The following is an 18858-nucleotide window of genomic DNA, read 5'->3' as shown; positions in this document are numbered from 1 at the left end:
CCTCACCACCCCCCGTACCAGGCGGCGGGCGTTCCGGCCGTGCCGCCGGTGCCGTCGGCGGTGGGCCGTACGACGAGGATCTGGTCGACGCCCATGCGCCGTTCGGCGAAGGCGAGCGCGCCGCCGGCCAGGTACAGCCGCCACACGCGCGCGGTCTCCTCGCCGGCCAGGAGGACGACGTCGGACCAGCGCCGCTCCAGGGTGGCCAGCCAGGCCCGCACGGTGCGCGCGTAGTGCTCGCGCAGCGATTCCACGGCCCGGACCTCCAGACCCGCCTCCTCCAGCAGCGCCACGGTCCGGCCGAGGGGCCGCATGTGCATGTCGGGGGCGATGTAGGTCTCGATGAAGGCACCGCCACCGGGGGCGGCACGGCCGCGGGACATCTGCTGCACCAGCGCCCTGCCCCGGGGCCGCAGCATGCGGTGGATCGCCCCGGCGAACCGCGGGTAGTGCGCGTCGCCGACGTGCTCGCCCATCTCGATCGCGGTGACCGCCTCGTAGCCGCCGCTGCCCTCCAGGTCGCGGTAGTCGCGCAGTTCGACGGTCACGTACTCCTCCAGGCCGCGTTCGCGGATCCGGTCCCGCACGAAGTCCCGCTGGGCGGCGGAGAGGGTGACCGCGTGCACCTGCGCGCGATGGGCCTGCGCGGCGTACAGGGCGAGCGCGCCCCAGCCGCAGCCGATGTCGAGCAGCCGCATGCCGGGGCGCAGGTCCAGCTTGCGGCAGACGAGTTCGAGCTTGTCGCGCTGGGCGTCGGCGAGGCCGTACGCGGGGTCGTCGTCACGCGTCCAGTAGCCGCAGGAGTACGCCATGGAGGGGTCGAGGAGGAGTTCGTAGAAGTCGTTGGACAGGTCGTAGTGGTGGCTGACGGCGGCCCGGTCGCGGCTCCTGCTGTGCGGGGTGCCGTTGAGCCTGGCGCGGCCGCGCGGGGCGGGGGGCCGGGGCCCGACCGCGCCGAGCCGTACGGCGGCGCCGGCGGCGCGCAGCCGGTCGGCCGCGGTGAGCCGGGGAGGACGCAGCCCGTCGTCGCGCACCGCGTGCCACAGGGCGCGCAGGCCTTCGGTGAGGTCACCACGCACGTCGATGTCGCCGGTGATGTACGCCTCCGCGAGGCCGAGTTCGCCGGGCTGCCACAGGAGTCTTCGCAGCGCCCGCCGGGAGCGCAGGACGACCACGGGGGCGTCGCGCGGCCCGGCGGTGCTGCCGTCCCAGGCCCGCAGCCGCACCGGCAGCGGGCCGCCCGTGAACTGCTCCAGCAGCGGGGCGAGAGTGTCCGCGGCGCCCTTCACCCGGCGGCCTCCCCACGGGCCAGCCGCAGTTGGCACACGTCGAGGTAGCCGGACCGGAACCCCGCCTCGGAGTAGGCGAGGTACAGGGTCCACATGCGGCGGAAGGTCTCGTCGAAGCCGAGGGCGGCGACGTCGGCGGCGCGTCCGGTGAAGCGTTCGCGCCACAGCCGTAGCGTCTCGGCGTAGTGCGGGCCGAAGCCGTCGCAGGAGGTGACACGCAGTGCGGTGTGCTCGTCGAGGGTCCGCTCGATCGCCCCCAGGGAGGGGATGAGCCCGCCGGGGAAGACGTACTTCTGCATCCAGGTGTGGGTGTCGCGGGTGGCGAGCATGCGCTGGTCGGCCATGGTGATCGCCTGGAGGGCGACCGCGCCGCCGGGCGCCAGCAGCCTGTCCAGGGCGGTGAAGTAGACCGGCCAGTACTCGGCGCCGACGGCCTCGATCATCTCGACGCTGACGATGGCGTCGTAGCTCCCGGTGACCTGCCGGTAGTCGCGCAGCTCCACGGTGGCCCGGTCCTGCTGCCCCGCGGCCGCGATCCGGGCCGTGGCGAGCCGGCGCTGTTCCTCCGAGAGGGTGACGGAGACGACCGTGGCGCCGCGGCGGGCGGCCCGGACGGCGAGTTCCCCCCAGCCGGTGCCGATCTCCAGCAGCCGGGTGCCCTCGCCGACGCCCGCCAGGTCGAGCAGCCGGTCGATCTTGCGGTGCTGCGCGGCGGGCAGTTGGGACCACCGGGCGGGAAAACCGCGGAAGACGGCGGAGGAGTAGGTCAGGGTCTCGTCGAGGAAGAGGGCGAAGAGGTCGTTGGACAGGTCGTAGTGGTCGTGGATGTTGCCGCGGGCGCCGTCGAGGGTGTTGCGCCGCTCGCTGGGTTGCCGGTGCGCCCACAAGGAGCGCAGCCGCTGCAGCGGCTGCGGGACGAGTTCGGTGACGTGCGAGGCGAGCACGGTGAGGACGGCCGGCAGGTCGGGCGCGTCCCATTCACCGGCCATGTAGGACTCGCCGAAGCCGATGAGGCCGTTGGTGCCGACGCGGCGGTTGAAGGCCTCGGGGTCGGCGATCAGCACGGCGGGGCCGCCGGTGCCGAGGACCGGGCCGCCTTCGCCGAGGCGGCAGCGCAGCGGGAGCCCGCTCAGGGCCCGTCGTACGACGGCACCGGCGACGGCGGCGCGCAGGCGTGAGCCGCGCGGCCGTGCCGCGACGTCGGGCCAGCGGCGCGGGTCCACGCCGGCGGCGGGCGCGGAGGCGGAGAGGGGGACGGATGTGGTGGACATGGTCACTCGAAGCCCTCCTGGGGGGCGTGGACGGGGCGCTGCTGCACGTGCAGTCCGCGCAGCAGCAGCCGGATGCCGTGCCGGCGGATGCCGGCCGACACCGCGGCCGTGGGCCAGGGGTGCCGGGCGGCGGCGCGCAGCAGGCCCGGCGCGGTGGCCGGGCGCCGCTCGCCGCGCACGGTGGCGGTGAACGGGGTGCCGTCGCCGGGGCGTTCCAGGTGGACGGTGAGGTGCAGCCGGTCCTGCGGCTCGGACAGCCGCATGCGGTAGCCGCCGTCGACGGGGAAGAACGGGGAGACGTAGAAGTCCTTGGCGACGCGGGCGGTGTCGCGTTCGTCGGTGTGCAGCAGGTAGGCGTGCCGCTCGCCGTAGGTGTTGTGGACCTCGGCGACGACGCAGACGAGGGTGCCGGCCGGGTCGTGGCACCAGTACAGGGTCAGCGGGTTGAAGACGTGGCCGAGGACCCGGGCGTGGCAGAGCATGCGGACCGGGCCGCCGCGCAGGTCGACGCCCTGCGCGGCGAGCCAGGAGTCGAGGGCGGCGCGTACGGTGGCGTGCCGGCCGCCGAAGTGGTCGCGGGGGTCGAAGCGGGCGAGCGGACGCAGCGGGGCGGGGAACCGGGGCGGCCGGGCCGGGTCGGTCAGCCACATGTAGGTGCGGTGGGTGAAGGCGTGCCGCAGCGGGCGGGTGCGGACGTGGGTGATCGTGCACTCGTACAGGGCGGGCACCTGCGGTGGCAGGCCCGCGGGGGTCACCATCGGACCCCCAGCCGGCGGGCGGCCTCGGCGCCGGAGCGGCAGCCGTCCTCGTGGAATCCCCACCCGTGGTAGGCCCCGGCGTAGGCGGTGACGGAGGTGGTCAGGGCGGGCAGCCGCCGCCGCGCGGCCATCGAGGCGGGGGTGTAGACGGGGTGCTCGTACACCATGCGGGCGAGCACCCGCGCCGGGTCGACGCGGTCGTCGGCACCGAGGGTGACGAGGTAGTGCTCGGGGGTGTCCAGCCGCTGGAGGCGGTTCATGTCGTAGCTGACGCGCACCCCGCCGGGGTCGGGTGCGCAGGTGGGCATGAGGTAGTTCCAGGAGGCGCGGGCGGCACGGCTGCGGGGCAGCACCGAGGTGTCGGTGTGCAGCAGCGTCGGGTTGCGGGAGTACGTGAGGGCGCCGAGCGTCCGGCGCTCGTCCGCGGTGGGGTCGGCGAGCAGCCGCAGCGCCTGGTCGGGGTGGGTGGCGACGACCACCGCGTCGTACGTCTCGGTCTCCCCGTCGCCGGTGACGACGTCGGCGCCGTCGGCGTGCCGTCGCAGGGCGCGCACGGGGGTGGCGGTGCGGATCGCGGTGAGCCGTTTGACGATGCGTTCGACGTAGACGCGTGATCCGCCGGTGACGGTCCGCCAGGTGGGGGCGCCGCCCACCGAGAGCATCCCGTGGTGGTCCAGGAACCGGAAGAGGTAGACCGCCGGGTAGTGGGCCGCGGTCCGCGACGAGCAGGACCAGACGCAGGCGACCAGGGGGGTCATGAAATGGGCCGTGAAGTACGCCGAGAACCCCCCCGCGTCGAGGAACTCCCCCAGCGTGGTGGTGTCGTCGCTACCGCCCTCCGCGAGCTGCCGCCGGGCAAGGCGGTGGAAGCGGGGCACTTCGCCCAGCATACGCAGATAGGCCGGGCGCAGCGCGTTGCGCGGCTGCGCGAAGATCCCCGACGGACCGCGGGCACCGGCGTACTCCAGTCCGCAGCCCTCGCAGCGGACGGACATGCTCATCTCGGATTCCTGCGTGGGGACGCCGAGTTCGGCGAAGATCCGCAGCAGGGTGGGGTAGGTGCGCTCGTTGTGGACGATGAACCCGCTGTCGACGGCGGTGATCCGGCCGTCGGAGGAGGGCACGTCGTGGGTGTGGGCGTGCCCTCCGAGCCGGTCGTCGGCCTCGAACAGCGATACGTCGTCATGCCGTTGCAGCAGGTAGGCGGCGGTGAGCCCGGCGACGCCGCTCCCCACGACGGCCACCCTTCGCCTTCTGTCGGTCACATCCCGTCCCTTCGTCGCGTTCCTCTCACTGCTGGGTTGTTCGCAGCCGCCCGCCGGGCGGATTGGTCCGTACGGCAATCCGCCGGGCCGGCGGCGGCGAATCCATGGGTGGAGGCATGTGACGGGCGTGGCCGCGGGGAGCGGCCGATAATGACGGTGAGCACACGAGAGAGGCCGATCCGATGACGTACGGTGACGAAGCGGGTGGCGGGCGGCCGCGGCCGGCGCTGGTCCCGTACGTGCTGCCCCAGCGGCCGCACGCCGCCGTCCTGGTGCTGCACGGCGGCCGCGCGGAGGGCCTGGAACCGCCCCCGGCGCTGAACCTTCCGGGGGCCCGGATGCGTCCGTTCGTCCGCGCGATCGGCCGGGCCACCGCCGGGCACGGGGTGGCGCTGGCCGGGGTCCGCTACCGGCACCGCGGCTGGAACGGCGAGCGGGAGGACGCCGCGCGGGACGCCCTGCGGGCGCTGGAGGCACTGCGGCAGCGGGCCGGGGAGGTGCCCGTGGTGCTGGTGGGGCACTCGATGGGCGGCCGGGCGGCGCTGCGCGCGGCCGGGCATCCCCTGGTGGGCGCGGTCGTGGGGCTGGCGCCGTGGTGCCCCGAGGGCGAGCCGGTGGGGCATCTGGCCGGACGGCGCCTGGTGCTGCTGCACGGCGACCGGGACCGGGTCACCGATCCGGCCGGCTCGCTGACCCTGGCGGACCGGGCGCGCGCCGCGGGCGCCGAGGCCTGCCACCTGGTGGTACCGGGCGGCGACCACGCGATGCTGCGCGGTGCCGGGGCCTGGCACGACCTGACGGCGCGCCTGGTCGCCGGCCTGCTGCGGCTGGGCCCGCTGCCGCCGGAGGTGGCGGGAGCGCTGACCGCCCCGGGATCGGAGGGAGCGCGATGAGCCTCACCTGCCTGGTGACGGGCGCCACCGGCTACATCGGCGGCCGGCTCGTCCCCGAACTGCTGGAGGCCGGGCACCGGGTGCGCTGCCTGGCCCGTACGCCCGGCAAGCTGCGCGACCACCCGTGGGCGGGCGAGGTGGAGGTCGTCAAGGGCGACGTCACCGACCCGGACTCGGTGGCGGCGGCGATGGAGGGCGTGGACGTCGCGTACTACCTCGTCCACGCCCTGGGCAGCGGGCGGGACTTCGAGCGGACGGACCGGGAGGCGGCGGAGGTCTTCGGGGCCCGCGCGAGGGCCGCGGGCGTACGGCGGATCGTGTACCTGGGCGGTCTGACCCCCGCAGGTGTACCCGAGCGGGAGCTGTCGCCGCACCTGCGCTCGCGCGCCGAGGTGGGACGGGTGCTGCTCGCCTCCGGTGTGCCGACGGCGGCACTGCGGGCGGCGGTGATCATCGGCTCCGGCTCGGCCTCCTTCGAGATGCTCCGCTACCTCACCGAACGGCTGCCGGTGATGGTCACCCCGCGCTGGGTGGGCACCCGGATCCAGCCGATCGCCGTACGGGACGTGCTGCGCTACCTCGTGGGCTGCGCCACGCTGCCGCCCGAGGTGAACCGCGCCTTCGACATCGGCGGCCCCGACGTGCTGACGTACCGCGCCATGATGCTGAAGTACGCCGAGGTGGCGGGGCTGCCGCCACGGCTGATCGTGCCGGTGCCCGTGCTGACGCCGCGGTTGTCGAGCCACTGGGTGGGACTGGTGACCCCGGTGCCCGCGGGCCTCGCGCGGCCGCTGACGGAGTCCCTGCGGTACGAGGTGGTCTGCCACGATCACGACATCGCGCGGTGGGTGCCGGACCCGCCCGAGGGCATGATCGGCGTCGAGCCGGCGCTGCGGCTGGCGCTGCAGCGCATCCGGGAGGCGAACGTGGTCACCCGCTGGTCCTCGGCCGCCGTGCCCGGCGCGCCGAGCGACCCGCTGCCCACGGACCCGGACTGGGCGGGCGGCTCCCTCTACTGCGACCACCGCACGCGGATCGTGGACGCCTCGCCCGAGGCGCTGTGGCGGGTCATCGAGGGCATCGGCGGCGACAACGGCTGGTACTCCTTCCCGCTGGCCTGGGCCGTGCGCGGCTGGCTCGACCGCTTCGTGGGCGGGGTGGGGCTGCGCCGGGGACGGCGGGACGCGGCGCACCTGCGGGCGGGTGACTCGCTGGACTTCTGGCGGGTGGAGGAGATCGAGCCGGGCCGGCTGCTGCGGTTGCGCGCCGAGATGCGGCTGCCGGGCCTGGCCTGGCTGGAGCTGTCGGCCGGACGGGACGGTGCCGGGCGCACCGTCTACGGGCAGCGGGCGCTGTTCCATCCGCGCGGGCTCGCGGGGCACGCGTACTGGTGGAGCGTGTCGCCGTTCCACTCGGTGGTCTTCGGCGGCATGGCGCGCAACATCGCCGCGGCGGCCCGGAAGGGCGCGGGGGGGCCGTGACTGCGGCGGATCACTCCGGGGCGGGGGCGCGCAGGGCGGTCAGTTCGTCGTTCATCGCGCCCAGGAAGCGCATCACGACGGCGAGTTCGTCCTCGGTGAAGCGGTCGCGCGCAGCATCGGTGCTCCGGGCGAGCGGACGGAAGAACTCCCGCGCCACCGCCATCCCTCGCGGGGCGTAGTGCAGATGGACCACGCGGCGGTCGGCGGCGTCGCGGGTACGGCGGATGTGGCCGGCGCGTTCCAGCCGGTCCAGGCAGGCGGTGACGGCACCGGAGGTCAGATTGAGGCGTTCGCGCAGGCGACCGGGGGTCATGGCCCCGCCCCGGTCGTCGCCGTCCAGGATCGCGACCAGCGCCTGCACGTCGGTGTGGTGCAGCTTCTGGCTCTGCGCGAAGTCCTGCGCAATGCGGTTGAACTCGCTGTTCATCCGGCGCAGCTGCACGGCGAAGGCGTGCAGCCCGGTCGGGGACTCGTCCTGGAGGTTGTCGGGCACCCCTCCATCGTAAATAATCTCGATTATTAAGATACTCGATCAATGAGATATACCCTTTCCTCGCGGGGACATCCCCCGGTTCCGACTCCACGGGAGAGAGCGATGACATCCCTGCCGCGCGCCGTCCGATGGCTGCTGCCGGTGGTGCTGCTGGTCGCCTGGCTGGGTATCGGGGGCACCCTCGGCCCGTACGCCGGCAGGCTCGGCGAGGTCTCCACCAACGACCAGGCGGCCTTCCTGCCGCGCAGCGCCGAGTCCACGAAGGCCGTCAACGAACGCACGGCCTTCAGCCGCGACGGGACCGTGCCCGCGATCGTCGTCTGGACCGCCGGCAGCGGCCGGGTGACCGACGCCCAGCAGCAGGCCGCCACGGCCGCGCTGGCCTCGCTCGCCGGCACCGAGGGGGTCAGCGGCCGCCCCTCCCCCGCGCTGCGCTCCGACGACGGCCTGGCCCTGCAGGGCGTCGTGCAGCTCCGCCCCGACCTCGGCCGGGACGTCGGGGACGCCGTCGGCCGTATCCAGGACACGGCGTCCCGCGTGGGCGGGACCACCGCACACGTGGCCGGACCCGCGGCCTCGCAGGCCGACCTGGGCGAGGCCTTCGCGGGCATCGACGGACTGCTGCTGTTCACCGCGCTCGGCGTGGTGCTCGCGATCCTGCTGCTGGTCTACCGCGCCCTGCTGCTGCCCCTGGTCATCATCGTCGGCTCGGTCTTCTCACTCGGCCTGGCCTGCGGGGTGGTCTACGTACTGGCCGACCACGGCATCGTCCGGGTCGACGGCCAGGTCCAGGGCATCCTGTCGATCCTCGTCATCGGCGCGGCCACCGACTACGCCCTGCTGCTCGCCGCCCGCTTCCGGGAGGAACTCGCGGCCCGCGGCGACCGGTTCGCGGCGATGCGCGCCGCGCTGCGCCGCTCCGCCGGCGCGATCGTGGCGAGCGCGGCCACCGTGGCCCTCGGTCTGCTCGCCCTGCTGGCCAGCGACCTCACCAACAACCGCGCCCTCGGCCCGGTCGGCGCCGTCGGGATCGTCTGCGCCGTCGCGAGCAGCCTGACCTTCCTGCCCGCCGCGCTGCTGCTGCTCGGCCGGGCCGCCTACTGGCCCGCCAGGCCGCGGGAGCGGCGTCCGGAGGGGGAGGGCGTCTGGCGGCGGATCGCGGCCCTCGTGGACCGCGCGCCGCGCCGGGTCTGGGCCGCGAGCCTGGCCCTGCTGCTGGGCTGTGCGGCCTTCTCCCCCGCGCTGACCGCCCGGGGCGTGCCGCTCGACGAGATCTTCGTCCACCAGGCGCCCTCGGTGACCGCCCAGCGCGTCCTCGGCGAGCACTTCCCCGGAGGTTCCGGCAACCCCGCCGTGGTCATCGCGCAGGCGGACCGGCTCGACCCCGTCACCCGGGCCGCGTCCGGCACCGACGGCGTCGACTCCGTCGCCCCCCTCACCGCCTCGGGCCGGCCCGGTGGGGGCGAGCCGCTCGTCACCGGCGGCCGGGTCCTGCTGGAGGTGACGCTGAAGGACGCCGCCGACAGCGACGCCGCCAAGGCCACGGTGCAGCGGCTGCGCACGGCCGTGCACGCGGTGCCCGGCGCGGAAGCGGTGGTCGGCGGGTACACGGCCCAGCAGCTCGACACCCAGCGGACCGCGGAGCGCGACCGCACCCTCGTCGTCCCCGTCGTCCTCGCGATCATCCTGGTGATCCTGGCGGCGCTGCTGCGCAGCCTGCTGCTGCCGCTGCTCATGGTCGCCACGGTGGGCCTCAACTTCGCCGCCACCCTGGGGGTCTCGGCACTGGTCTTCCGCCACGTCCTCGGCTTCTCGGCCACGGACGCCTCGGTGCCGCTGTACGGCTTCGTCTTCCTGGTCGCCCTGGGCGTGGACTACAACATCTTCCTGATGACCCGGGTCCGCGAGGAGACGTTGCGCCACGGCACGCGGCAGGGCGTCCTGCGCGGGCTGACCGCCACCGGAGGGGTGATCACCTCGGCGGGCGTGGTGCTCGCGGCGACCTTCGCGGCGCTCGGCGTGATCCCGCTGGCCTTCCTGGTGCAGATCGCCTTCATCGTGGCCTTCGGGGTGCTGCTGGACACCCTGCTGGTGCGCTCGTTCCTGCTGCCCGCGCTGGTACGCGACATCGGCCCGAAGGTGTGGTGGCCGGGTGCCGCCGCACGCGGCGGCGACGGGCCGCCGGCGCGGCAGGGCGCCGCGGACCCGCCGCGCGTGGCGGAGCGTCAGACGACCTGATGCAGCCAGCGCACGGGGGCGCCCTCACCCGCGTAGCGGAAGGGCTCCAGTTCGTCGTCCCAGGGCTTGCCGAGCAGCTTGGCGACTTCGGTCTCCAGGTCGGCCTCGCCCTTGCGGGCGCGGGCGAGCGCGGCGCGCAACCGGTCCTCGGGGATGAGGATGTCCCCGTGGATGCCGGTGACCGCGTGGAAGATGCCGAGGTCGGGGGTGCTGCTGTAGCGCTCCCCCTCGGCCCCGGCGCACGGCTCCGCGGTGACCTCGAAGCGCAGCAGGTGCCAGCCGCGCAGCGCGGACGCCAGCTTGGAGGCGGTGCCGGGTTCCGCCTGCCAGGAGAACTCGGCCCGCCAGGTGCCCGGCGAGGCGGGCTGGCGGATCCAGTCCAGGTTCACGCGCACGCCGAGGACACCCGCGACGGCCCACTCGACGTGCGGGCACAGCGCGCGTGGCGCGGAGTGCACGTACAGAACTCCACGTGTCGTCACCGGAACCTCCAGTGTGGGACGAGGTACGCCTTCCCCAGCGGCCTCATGCCCATAACCGAGCCATCCGGGACAGCAGTGGACATTCTGCACTAATCATAACGAATGAGACAAGATCTGACCTTGGATCACCTCTTTCGCACCACCTGTCAGGGAAAAAGCTACCGCGCGGCGCCAGGCGAGGAGTGACGTACTGTCGGGATCAGCGAGAAGTCACCCACTCGTCCGAGGGAGAACGGATGCGCCAGTCGCTCTCGCGCGGGGTCGGCCGCACCCTGATCGCGCTGGTCACCCTGCTCACGACGGCACTCGGGGCCGGCTGCTCCGCCACCGAGGGACCGGGCGGCGCCGAGGCCGGCGCCGCCGGGCGGGCTGACGCGGCGAAGCGCCCCGCGGCGGTGTGGGACACCACCCCCGCCTCGCTGGCCGCGCTCGGCGACTCCATCACCCGCGCCTTCGACGCCTGCGGGATCCTGACGGACTGTCCGGACCTGTCCTGGGCGACCGGCAGCCGCCGCTCCGTGGACAGCGTGGCCAACCGCCTGCTGGACAAGCCGGCCTCCAAGAGCTGGAACCTGGCGGCCAGCGGGGCCAAGATGCACGACCTGCCGGCACAGGCGAAGAAGGCCGTCGAACGACGGCCGCAGCAGGTGACGATCCTGATGGGCGCCAACGACGCGTGTGCGCGCAGCACCGACCGCATGACCCCGGTGGCCGAATACCGCCGGGATTTCTCGGCCGCCCTGCGGACCCTCGACCGCGAACTGCCCAAGGCCCAGGTCTTCGTCGCGAGCGTGCCCGACCTGATGCGCCTGTGGGACGTCGGCCGGCAGAACGCGCTGGGACGGCAGATCTGGAAGCTGGGCCTGTGCCCGTCGATGCTCTCCGACGCGCAGTCGATGAGCACGGCCGCCCGCGAACGGCGGCAGACCGTACGCGAGAGGGTCATGGCGTACAACGACGTCCTGCGGCAGGAGTGCGCGCGCCTCGAGCGCTGCCGCTACGACGGCGGCACGGTCTTCGACTACCGGTTCACCCAAAAGGAGCTGAGCCCCTGGGACTGGTTCCACCCCAGCGCCGAGGGTCAGGCCAAGCTGGCGGGACTGGTCTACGCGGCGGCCTTCGGGCCGGGCGCCGTCGGTCGCTGACCGGGCGGGAAACGGCACCTCGTTCGGGGTTTCGGACACGGCGCGGCACGCGCCACGGGCGGACGGACTCACTTCGGCAACATCGCCGTCACCTCCCCGGCACACCCATTGACACCGCCGGGAGCCCGTAACTACGTTCCCTTCAACATTTCGAACGTGTGACGAAATCTCGAACGACACCCTGTAAGGGGCGGCTTCCGTGCGCATCACCGGCATCAGTACCCATGTGGTCGGCACTCCCTGGCGGAATCTCACCTATGTGCTCGTCCACACCGACGAGGGACTCACGGGCGTCGGCGAGACCCGCATGCTCGGCCACACCGACGCGTTGCTCGGCTACCTCCACGAGGCGGAGGCCAACCACATAGTCGGCTCGGACCCCTTCGCGGTCGAGGACCTGGTCCGCCGGATGAAGTACGGCGACTACGGGCGCGCCGGAGAGATCGTCATGTCCGGCATCGCCGTCATCGAGATGGCGTGCTGGGACATCAAGGGCAAGGCCCTCGGCGTGCCCGTCTGGCAGCTGCTCGGCGGCAAGGTGAACGAGAAGGTCAAGGCGTACGCCAACGGCTGGTACACCACCGAGCGCACCCCGGAGGCGTACCACAAGGCCGCCGCCGCGGTGGTGGAGCGGGGCTACCGCGCGCTGAAGATCGACCCCTTCGGCACCGGCCACTTCGAGCTGGACCACGCGGCGACCGCCTACTCCGTCTCCCTCATCGAGGCCGTGCGCGACGCGATCGGCCCCGAGACCGAGCTGCTGGTGGAGATGCACGGCCGGTTCAGCCCGGCCACCGCGATCCGCGTCGCCAAGGATCTGGCACCCTTCAAGCCCAGCTGGATCGAGGAGCCGGTGCCGCCGGAGAACCTCAAGGCCCTGGCGAAGGTGGCCGCCCACACGGACCTGCCGATCGCGACCGGCGAGCGCATCCACGACCGCTACGAGTTCCGCGAGCTGTTCGAGCTGCAGGCCGCCGACATCATCCAGCCCGACCTCGGGCACATCGGCGGCATCAACGAGGTCCGCAAGCTGGCCGCCACCGCGGAGACCCACTACGTGCTGGTCGCCCCGCACAACGTCGGCGGCTCCGTGCTCACCGCCGCGAGCCTGCAGCTCGCCGGGTGCACCCCCAACTTCAAGATCCTCGAACACTTCAACGACTTCGCGGACTCCGAGATCAAGAAGGTCGTCAAGGGCGCACCCGTGGTCGGCGAGGACGGGTACTTCACCCTCTCGGACGCACCGGGCCTCGGTGTCGAGCTCGACGTCGACGCCGCCGCCGAATTCCCCCAGCAGCAGGCCCGTTTCGACCTGTGGGCCGAGGGCTGGGAGCGCCGGAAGCCGAAGGGCTCGAAGTGACCGTCCACACCCCCCGCGCCGTCGTCCTCGACGGGCCCGGCCGGCACCGGATCGCGCCGGCCGGACCGGTGCCGCCCGGTCCGGGCGAGGCGCTGGTCCGCGTGCACGCCGCGGGCATCTGCGGCAGCGACCGGGAGATGTACGCCGGCACCCGCCCCGAGGGGTACGTCCGCTACCCCGTCACCCCGGGCCACGAGTGGTCCGGCACGGTGGAGGCGGTCGGCGCCGGGGTGACCGCCGCTCTGGTGGGCCGGAAGGTCGTCGGCGAGGGTTTCCGCAACTGCCAGGTCTGCGAGCGGTGCCACGCCGGGGAGACCACGCTGTGCAGCGCGCCGTACGAGGAGACCGGCTTCACGCAGCCCGGCGCGATGGCGGACACCCTGACACTGCCCGCCAGGCTGCTGCACGTCCTGGACGACGCCGCCGACCTGCGCACCGCCGCGCTCCTGGAGCCGGCCGCGTGCGTGGCGGCGGCACTGCTGAAGGCCCCGGCGGCGCCGGGCGAACGGGTGGCGGTCGTCGGCACCGGCACGCTCGGCATGCTGGCGGTGCAGTTCCTCGCCGCGGTGTCGCCGGCGGAGCTGCTGGTGGTGGGCACCGGCCGGGTCCGCGAGGAGCTGGCCGCCTCGTTCGGCGCCACGCGGTTCCGCACGGCAGCCGAACTGGCCGACGCCGATGGGGAGTACGACCTGGTGGTCGAGGCCGCCGGGTCCGCCTCCGCGGCCCGTGTCTCGGCGGGGCTGCTGCGCCGCGGCGGCCGGATGGCGCTGACCGGCATCCCCGCGCCGGGGGCGCTCGGGCTCGACCCCACCGACCTGGTGGTGCGCCAGCTGACCGTGCACACGGTCTTCGGGGCGCCGCCCGCCGCCTGGGCCCACACCGTCCGGGCCTTCGACGCCGGGATCCTGGACCCCGCACCGCTGATCACGCACGACCTGCCCCTGGAGGAGTACGCCGGCGCCCTGGAACTGCTGGGGAGCCGGGATCCCAAGGTGGGGAAGGTGCTGCTACGTCCGTGACCGCTCCGTGCGCGGCGGACACACGATGTCCCATCCGTGCCCACTCACACCCAATGAACCGAACGTCGTCCGACATCTCGAACGGCGAGAACGAAGGAGCACCGTGACCGACGCACCCACCCCGAGCCCCGGAAAGGCCGGCACCACCTCCGGTCCCCGTCACCCGGGCCAGTACGCGCTCACTCTCCTCGGTCACGGAGCGCCGGCGGACGACCCAGCCGACTCCTCCCCGCACTCCTTCCCCGACGGCGGGACCTGGCGCACCGAGATCCCCTCCGTGGAGGGCCCGGAGGCCCTGGCCACCGTGCTGGAGGAGAGCGAGCGGCTGGAGGTGCCGGTGCACCGGATCAGCCAGGGCAGCGGCATCTGGATGCTGACGGACGCGGAGATCACCGAGATGGTCACCGCCTGCGCCGAACGCGACGTCGAGCTCTGCCTGTTCACCGGGCCCCGCGGCACCTGGGACATCGGCGCCGCGACCCGCACCGACTCCCGCGGCGGGGGCCTGCGGGCCCGCGGCCACGACCAGGTGGCCGGCTGCGTCGAGGACGCGCTGCGGGCGGCCGCCCTGGGCGTGCGCTGCCTGCTCGTCGCGGACGAGGGCGTGCTGTGGCTGCTGCACCAGCTGCGGGAACAGGGGCTGCTGCCGGCCGACACCACCTTCAAGGTCTCGGCGCTGGTCGGCCCGGTCAACCCGGCGGCCTACGCGGTGTGGGAGCGGCTGGGTGCCGACTCCATCAACATCCCCTCCGACCTGACCCTCCAGCAGATCACCGAGATCCGCAGGGTCAGCCGGGCGCCGATGGACTTCTACATCGAGGCCCCGGACGACCTCGGCGGCTTCGTACGGCTCTACGACGCGGCGGAGCTGATCCGCCGCGGAGCACCGATCTACCTCAAGTTCGGGCTCAGCAAGGCCCCTGGCATCTACCCGTACGGACGCCAGCTGCGGGAGGTCGCCCTGTCGACCGCTCGCGAGCGGGTCCGGCGCGGCCGCCTTGTGCTCGACCTGCTCTCCCGGCTGGGCGCGGACGGCGGGCAGTCCCCGCTGGGCGCGCGGCTGCCGGGCCCGCTCCACCGCTTCCCCCTGGACATCGCGACCGACCCGGACCAGGCGACCGACCCCCGCCTGGCCGCCGAAAGGATCTGATCAGCCATGCGCATCGCCAGAGCCGCACGTCTGCGCACCACAGCCGCGCTGATAGCCACCCTCGCCCTCGGGGCCACCGCAACCGCCTGTGGGCAGAGCGACAACGCCAACGGTGGCGACAAGGACGGTGGGAAGGGCGGCACGATCGGCATCGCCATGCCCACCAAGTCGTCGGAGCGGTGGATCGCCGACGGCGCCAACATGGTCAAGCAGTTCAAGGACCTGGGTTACAAGACCGACCTGCAGTACGGCGACGACAAGGTCGAGAACCAGGTCGCCCAGATCCAGAACATGATCACCAAGGGCGACAAGCTCCTGGTCATCGCGGCCATCGACGGCTCGGCCCTCAGCGACGTGCTGCAGCAGGCCCACGACGCCGGCATCAAGGTGATCTCCTACGACCGCCTGATTCTGGGTTCGCCGAACGTCGACTACTACGCGACCTTCGACAACTTCAAGGTCGGACAGCTCCAGGGCGGTTACATCGTCGACAAGCTGGGCCTGAAGGACGGCAGCAAGAAGGGCCCCTTCAACATCGAGCTCTTCGCCGGCTCGCCCGACGACAACAACACCAGGTACTTCTTCAACGGCGCGATGGAGGTACTCAAGCCGTACATCGACAAGAAGCAGCTGGTGGTCAAGAGCGGCCAGACCGAGCTCAACCAGGTCACCACGCTGCGCTGGGACGGCGCCACCGCCCAGGCCCGCATGGACGACCTGCTCAGCAAGTCGTACACCTCCGACGACGTGGACGCGGTGCTCTCCCCGTACGACGGCATCTCGCGCGGTGTCATCTCGGCGCTGAAGGGCGTGGGCTACGGCAGCGGCAACAAGGCGCTGCCGATCGTCACCGGCCAGGACGCGGAGGTCGCCTCGATCAAGTCGATCATCGCCGGCGAGCAGTCCCAGACCGTCTTCAAGGACCTGCGCGAGCTGGCCAAGGTGGCCGCCCAGATGGGCGACGCGGTGCTGACCGGCGGCAAGCCGGAGGTCAACGACACCAAGAGCTACGACAACCGCACCAAGGTCGTCCCGACCTACATGCTGCCGCCGGTGAGCGTCGACAAGTCCAACTACAAGCAGGCTCTCATCGACTCCGGCTACGTCAAGGAGTCCGAGCTCCAGTAGTCCCGGATCCGGAGCACTACCGACGATCTTCCCCTTCCATCACCCGAGGAGAACGGAAAGCAGGAATGGCCGGACCCGTCCTCGAAATGCGCTCCATCACCAAGACCTTCCCAGGGGTCAAGGCGCTCTCCGACGTCACCCTGACTGTCGCCGAGGGCGAGGTCCACGCCATCTGCGGTGAGAACGGTGCGGGCAAGTCGACCCTGATGAAGGTGCTCAGCGGGGTCTATCCGCACGGCAGTTACGAAGGGGAGATCCTCTTCCGCGGTGAGACCTGCGAGTTCCGCGACATCCGCGCGAGCGAGCAGCGCGGCATCGTGATCATCCACCAGGAACTCGCCCTGGTTCCCTACCTGTCCATCGCCGAGAACATCTTCCTCGGCAACGAGCACTCCACACGCGGTGTCATCAGCTGGAACGAGACGCTGCGGCACGCGGGCCGGCTGCTCAAGCGGGTCGGGCTGACCGACCAGCCGAGCACCCGTGTGGCGGACATCGGCGTCGGCAAGCAGCAGCTCGTCGAGATCGCCAAGGCGCTGTCCAAGGAGGTCAAGCTCCTCATCCTGGACGAGCCGACGGCCGCCCTGAACGACGAGGACAGCCGCAAACTCCTGGATCTCATACTGGAGTTCAAGGAGCACGGCATCTCCTGCATCATCATCTCGCACAAGCTCAACGAGATCGCCAGGGTCGCCGACTCCATCACCATCCTTCGGGACGGGCGGACCATCGAGACGCTCGACATGAAGGCCACCGACGAGGACGGCGAGAGCACCGTCACCGAGGAGCGGATCATCCGCGGCATGGTCGGCCGCGACCTCGACCACCGCTTCCCCGAGCGGGAACCGGAGATCGGCGAGGTGGCCTTCGCCGTCGAGGACTGGACCGTGCACCACCCGATCGACCAGCAGCGCAAGGTCGTCGACGGGGTGTCCCTCAACGTCCGGCGCGGCGAGATCGTGGGCATCGCCGGGCTGATGGGGGCCGGCCGCACCGAACTGGCCATGAGCGTCTTCGGCCGCTCCTACGGCCGGGGCATCAGCGGCCGGGTCTACCTGGACGGCAAGGAGATCCGCACCCGCACCGTCCCGGAGGCGGTCGGCCACGGCATCGCCTACGTCACCGAGGACCGCAAGCACTACGGGCTGAACCTCATCGACGACATCAGCCGCAACATCTCGCTCAGCGCCCTGTCCAAGGTCGCCAAGCGCGGCGTCGTCAACCAGCACGAGGAGGCCCGCGTCGCCGAGACCTTCCGCTCGACGATGAACATCAAGACCCCGACCGTCTTCGAGACCACGGGCAAACTGAGCGGCGGCAACCAGCAGAAGGTCGTCCTCAGCAAGTGGATCTTCGCCGGGCCGGAGGTCCTCATCCTCGACGAACCCACCCGGGGCATCGACGTCGGGGCCAAGTACGAGATCTACACGGTGATCAACGATCTGGCGGCCCAGGGCAAGGCCGTCGTCTTCATCTCCTCCGAGCTGCCGGAACTGCTCGGCATGTGCGACCGCATCTACACGATGTCGGCGGGCCGGCTGACCGGGGAGATCCCGCGCGAGAGCGCGACGCAGGAAGTGCTTATGCGCCACATGACCATGGACCGAGGTAACTGAGATGGGCAGCCCGGTGAAGACCGACAAGACTCCTCCGCCGCCCGCCGGGGGCGCGGCCGCGGCCGTCAAGGACGGCGGCGCGGCGGCCGGAGCCGCCGGCCTGCTGCTGCAGGCGGCACGGCGCAACATGCGCCAGTACGGCATGATCATCGCGCTGGTGCTGATCGCGGCGCTGTTCCAGATATGGTCCGGCGGCATCCTGCTCAAACCGCAGAACGTCACCAACCTCATCGGCCAGAACAGCTACATCCTGATCCTGGCGATCGGCATGATGGTCGTGATCATCGCCGGCCACATCGACCTGTCCGTCGGTTCGCTGGCGGCCTTCGTCAGCGCGGCCGCCGCGGTGATGATCATCCACCACCACGTCTCGTGGCCGCTGGCCCTGGTCGCCTGCCTGCTCATCGGCGCGATCGCCGGCGCCTGGCAGGGCTACTTCATCGCGTACGTCGGGATCCCGTCGTTCATCGTGACCCTGGCCGGCATGCTGCTGTTCCGCGGCGGCACGCAGATCTTCCTGGAGGGCCAGTCCATCTCGCCCTTCCCGAGCGGCTTCCAGAAGATCGGCAACGGCTTCCTGCCCGAGGTCGGGCCGCACACGAACTACCACAACCTGACGTTGCTCATCGGTCTCGTGGTGATCGCCATCGCCGTCGTCCAGGAGATCCGCGACCGCCGCCAGCAGCTCGCGTACGACCTGGACGTGCTGCCGCGCAACTTCTTCCTGCTGAAGCTGCTCGCCATCATCGCCTGCTGCGTCGCCTTCACCATGACCCTCGCCAGCTACCACGGCGTGCCGATCGTGCTGCTCATCCTCGCCGGGCTGCTCATCGTCTTCGGCTTCGTGATGCGCAACGCGGTGATCGGGCGCCACGTGTACGCGCTCGGCGGCAACCAGGCGGCGGCCAAGCTCTCCGGCGTCAAGGACAAGCGGGTCGTCTTCCTGGTCTTCGTGAACATGGGCGTGCTCGCCGCGCTCGCCGGACTGGTCTACGCGGCGCGGCTGAACGCCGGCGTCCCGCAGGCCGGCATCAACTTCGAGCTCGAGGCCATCGCGGCCGCCTTCATCGGCGGTGCCTCCGCGACCGGCGGCGTCGGCACGGTGCTCGGCGCCATCATCGGCGGCCTGGTGCTCGGGGTGCTCAACAACGGGATGTCGCTGGTCGGCATCGGCACGGACTACCAGCAGGTCATCAAGGGTCTGGTGCTCCTGGCCGCGGTCGGCTTCGACGTCTGGAACAAGCGCAAGGTCGGTTCGTAAAGCAGCTAC

At 72.2% G+C, this 18858-nt stretch carries 16 protein-coding genes; 10 read left to right on the top strand and 6 right to left on the bottom strand.

Features of this window, described 5'->3' with window-relative positions; translation table 11 throughout:
* Positions 1-2 precede the first annotated feature (2 nt).
* Genes B085_RS50345 through B085_RS0101260 form a run of 4 tightly spaced genes read right to left on the bottom strand, consistent with a single transcriptional unit; the run spans position 3 to position 4583 of the window.
* On the bottom strand, positions 3-1289 hold the full coding sequence (locus B085_RS50345; RefSeq protein ID WP_018556736.1) for an SAM-dependent methyltransferase: 1287 nt from the start codon (positions 1287-1289) through the stop codon (positions 3-5).
* Positions 1286-2560: an SAM-dependent methyltransferase gene (locus B085_RS50340; RefSeq protein ID WP_202470286.1), complete on the bottom strand. Its 1275-nt coding sequence runs from the start codon at positions 2558-2560 to the stop codon at positions 1286-1288. Before B085_RS50340 ends, B085_RS50345 begins: the two co-directional genes overlap by 4 nt.
* A 2-nt stretch (positions 2561-2562) precedes the next feature.
* Entirely contained in the window at positions 2563-3318 is a 756-nt protein-coding gene (locus B085_RS0101265; protein WP_018556734.1) for a DUF1365 domain-containing protein, read from the bottom strand.
* Positions 3312-4583 (bottom strand): NAD(P)/FAD-dependent oxidoreductase, encoded by a 1272-nt coding sequence (locus B085_RS0101260; protein WP_026250559.1) that lies wholly within the window; start codon positions 4581-4583, stop codon positions 3312-3314. The genes B085_RS0101265 and B085_RS0101260 overlap by 7 nt, the downstream gene beginning before the upstream one ends.
* 182 nt (positions 4584-4765) lie before the next feature.
* Here B085_RS0101260 and B085_RS0101255 point away from each other — a divergent pair, with 182 nt between their 5' ends.
* Complete coding sequence (locus B085_RS0101255; RefSeq protein WP_018556732.1) at positions 4766-5476, top strand: dienelactone hydrolase family protein; 711 nt, start codon at positions 4766-4768, stop codon at positions 5474-5476.
* Positions 5473-6957, top strand: a complete 1485-nt coding sequence (locus tag B085_RS0101250) for an SDR family oxidoreductase (protein WP_018556731.1) — start codon at positions 5473-5475, stop codon at positions 6955-6957. The genes B085_RS0101255 and B085_RS0101250 overlap by 4 nt, the downstream gene beginning before the upstream one ends.
* Positions 6958-6967: 10 nt before the next feature.
* Here B085_RS0101250 and B085_RS0101245 read toward each other — a convergent pair whose 3' ends face one another.
* Positions 6968-7414 (bottom strand): MarR family winged helix-turn-helix transcriptional regulator, encoded by a 447-nt coding sequence (locus B085_RS0101245; protein ID WP_037731032.1) that lies wholly within the window; start codon positions 7412-7414, stop codon positions 6968-6970.
* A 138-nt stretch (positions 7415-7552) separates the two neighbouring features.
* Here B085_RS0101245 and B085_RS0101240 point away from each other — a divergent pair, with 138 nt between their 5' ends.
* Positions 7553-9688, top strand: coding sequence for an MMPL family transporter (locus B085_RS0101240; protein WP_018556729.1), 2136 nt, complete (start codon positions 7553-7555; stop codon positions 9686-9688).
* On the opposite strand, the gene B085_RS0101235 is transcribed toward B085_RS0101240, so the two are convergent.
* Positions 9676-10170 carry a DUF3145 domain-containing protein gene (locus tag B085_RS0101235; protein ID WP_026250557.1) on the bottom strand — a complete coding sequence of 165 codons (495 nt, stop codon included), beginning with the start codon at positions 10168-10170 and terminating at the stop codon, positions 9676-9678. The two genes, B085_RS0101240 and B085_RS0101235, sit on opposite strands and share 13 nt — an antisense overlap.
* A 236-nt stretch (positions 10171-10406) precedes the next feature.
* Here B085_RS0101235 and B085_RS0101230 point away from each other — a divergent pair, with 236 nt between their 5' ends.
* The 7 genes from B085_RS0101230 (at position 10407) to mmsB (ending at position 18849) form a co-directional block, all read left to right on the top strand.
* Positions 10407-11315 (top strand): SGNH/GDSL hydrolase family protein, encoded by a 909-nt coding sequence (locus B085_RS0101230; RefSeq protein WP_018556727.1) that lies wholly within the window; start codon positions 10407-10409, stop codon positions 11313-11315.
* Positions 11316-11514: 199 nt separating this feature from the next.
* Entirely contained in the window at positions 11515-12675 is a 1161-nt protein-coding gene (locus B085_RS0101225; protein ID WP_018556726.1) for a mandelate racemase/muconate lactonizing enzyme family protein, read from the top strand.
* Positions 12672-13694, top strand: a complete 1023-nt coding sequence (locus tag B085_RS0101220) for a zinc-dependent alcohol dehydrogenase (protein ID WP_018556725.1) — start codon at positions 12672-12674, stop codon at positions 13692-13694. Before B085_RS0101225 ends, B085_RS0101220 begins: the two co-directional genes overlap by 4 nt.
* Before the next feature lie 103 nt (positions 13695-13797).
* The gene (locus B085_RS0101215; protein WP_018556724.1) at positions 13798-14844 is read left to right on the top strand and encodes a hypothetical protein; all 1047 of its coding nucleotides are present in this window, start codon (positions 13798-13800) and stop codon (positions 14842-14844) included.
* A 6-nt stretch (positions 14845-14850) separates the two neighbouring features.
* Positions 14851-15972, top strand: a complete 1122-nt coding sequence (gene chvE / locus B085_RS0101210) for a multiple monosaccharide ABC transporter substrate-binding protein (protein ID WP_018556723.1) — start codon at positions 14851-14853, stop codon at positions 15970-15972.
* Between the two features lie 65 nt (positions 15973-16037).
* Entirely contained in the window at positions 16038-17588 is a 1551-nt protein-coding gene (gene mmsA, locus B085_RS0101205; RefSeq protein WP_018556722.1) for a multiple monosaccharide ABC transporter ATP-binding protein, read from the top strand.
* 1 nt (position 17589) lies between these two features.
* Entirely contained in the window at positions 17590-18849 is a 1260-nt protein-coding gene (gene mmsB / locus B085_RS0101200) for a multiple monosaccharide ABC transporter permease (RefSeq protein WP_018556721.1), read from the top strand.
* The last annotated feature ends 9 nt before the right edge of the window (positions 18850-18858 follow it).

The sequence above is a fragment of the Streptomyces sp. BoleA5 genome (genome assembly GCF_000373665.1).
Classification (GTDB): Bacteria; Actinomycetota; Actinomycetes; order Streptomycetales; family Streptomycetaceae; genus Actinacidiphila.
The sequence above is the reverse complement of the archived record's forward strand: the minus strand, read 5'-3'. Positions and strand labels throughout refer to the sequence as shown.

What these genes read in the sequence shown, in the direction of transcription:
- B085_RS50340 (WP_202470286.1), bottom strand. Translation starts at nt 2,560, where the DNA reads ATGTCCACCACATCCGTCCCCCTCTCCGCCTCCGCGCCCGCCGCCGGC.
- B085_RS0101265 (WP_018556734.1), bottom strand. Translation starts at nt 3,318, where the DNA reads ATGGTGACCCCCGCGGGCCTGCCACCGCAGGTGCCCGCCCTGTACGAG.
- B085_RS0101255 (WP_018556732.1), top strand. Translation starts at nt 4,766, where the DNA reads ATGACGTACGGTGACGAAGCGGGTGGCGGGCGGCCGCGGCCGGCGCTG.
- B085_RS0101250 (WP_018556731.1), top strand. Translation starts at nt 5,473, where the DNA reads ATGAGCCTCACCTGCCTGGTGACGGGCGCCACCGGCTACATCGGCGGC.
- B085_RS0101240 (WP_018556729.1), top strand. Translation starts at nt 7,553, where the DNA reads ATGACATCCCTGCCGCGCGCCGTCCGATGGCTGCTGCCGGTGGTGCTG.
- B085_RS0101230 (WP_018556727.1), top strand. Translation starts at nt 10,407, where the DNA reads ATGCGCCAGTCGCTCTCGCGCGGGGTCGGCCGCACCCTGATCGCGCTG.
- chvE (WP_018556723.1), top strand. Translation starts at nt 14,851, where the DNA reads ATGCGCATCGCCAGAGCCGCACGTCTGCGCACCACAGCCGCGCTGATA.
- mmsA (WP_018556722.1), top strand. Translation starts at nt 16,038, where the DNA reads ATGGCCGGACCCGTCCTCGAAATGCGCTCCATCACCAAGACCTTCCCA.
- mmsB (WP_018556721.1), top strand. Translation starts at nt 17,590, where the DNA reads ATGGGCAGCCCGGTGAAGACCGACAAGACTCCTCCGCCGCCCGCCGGG.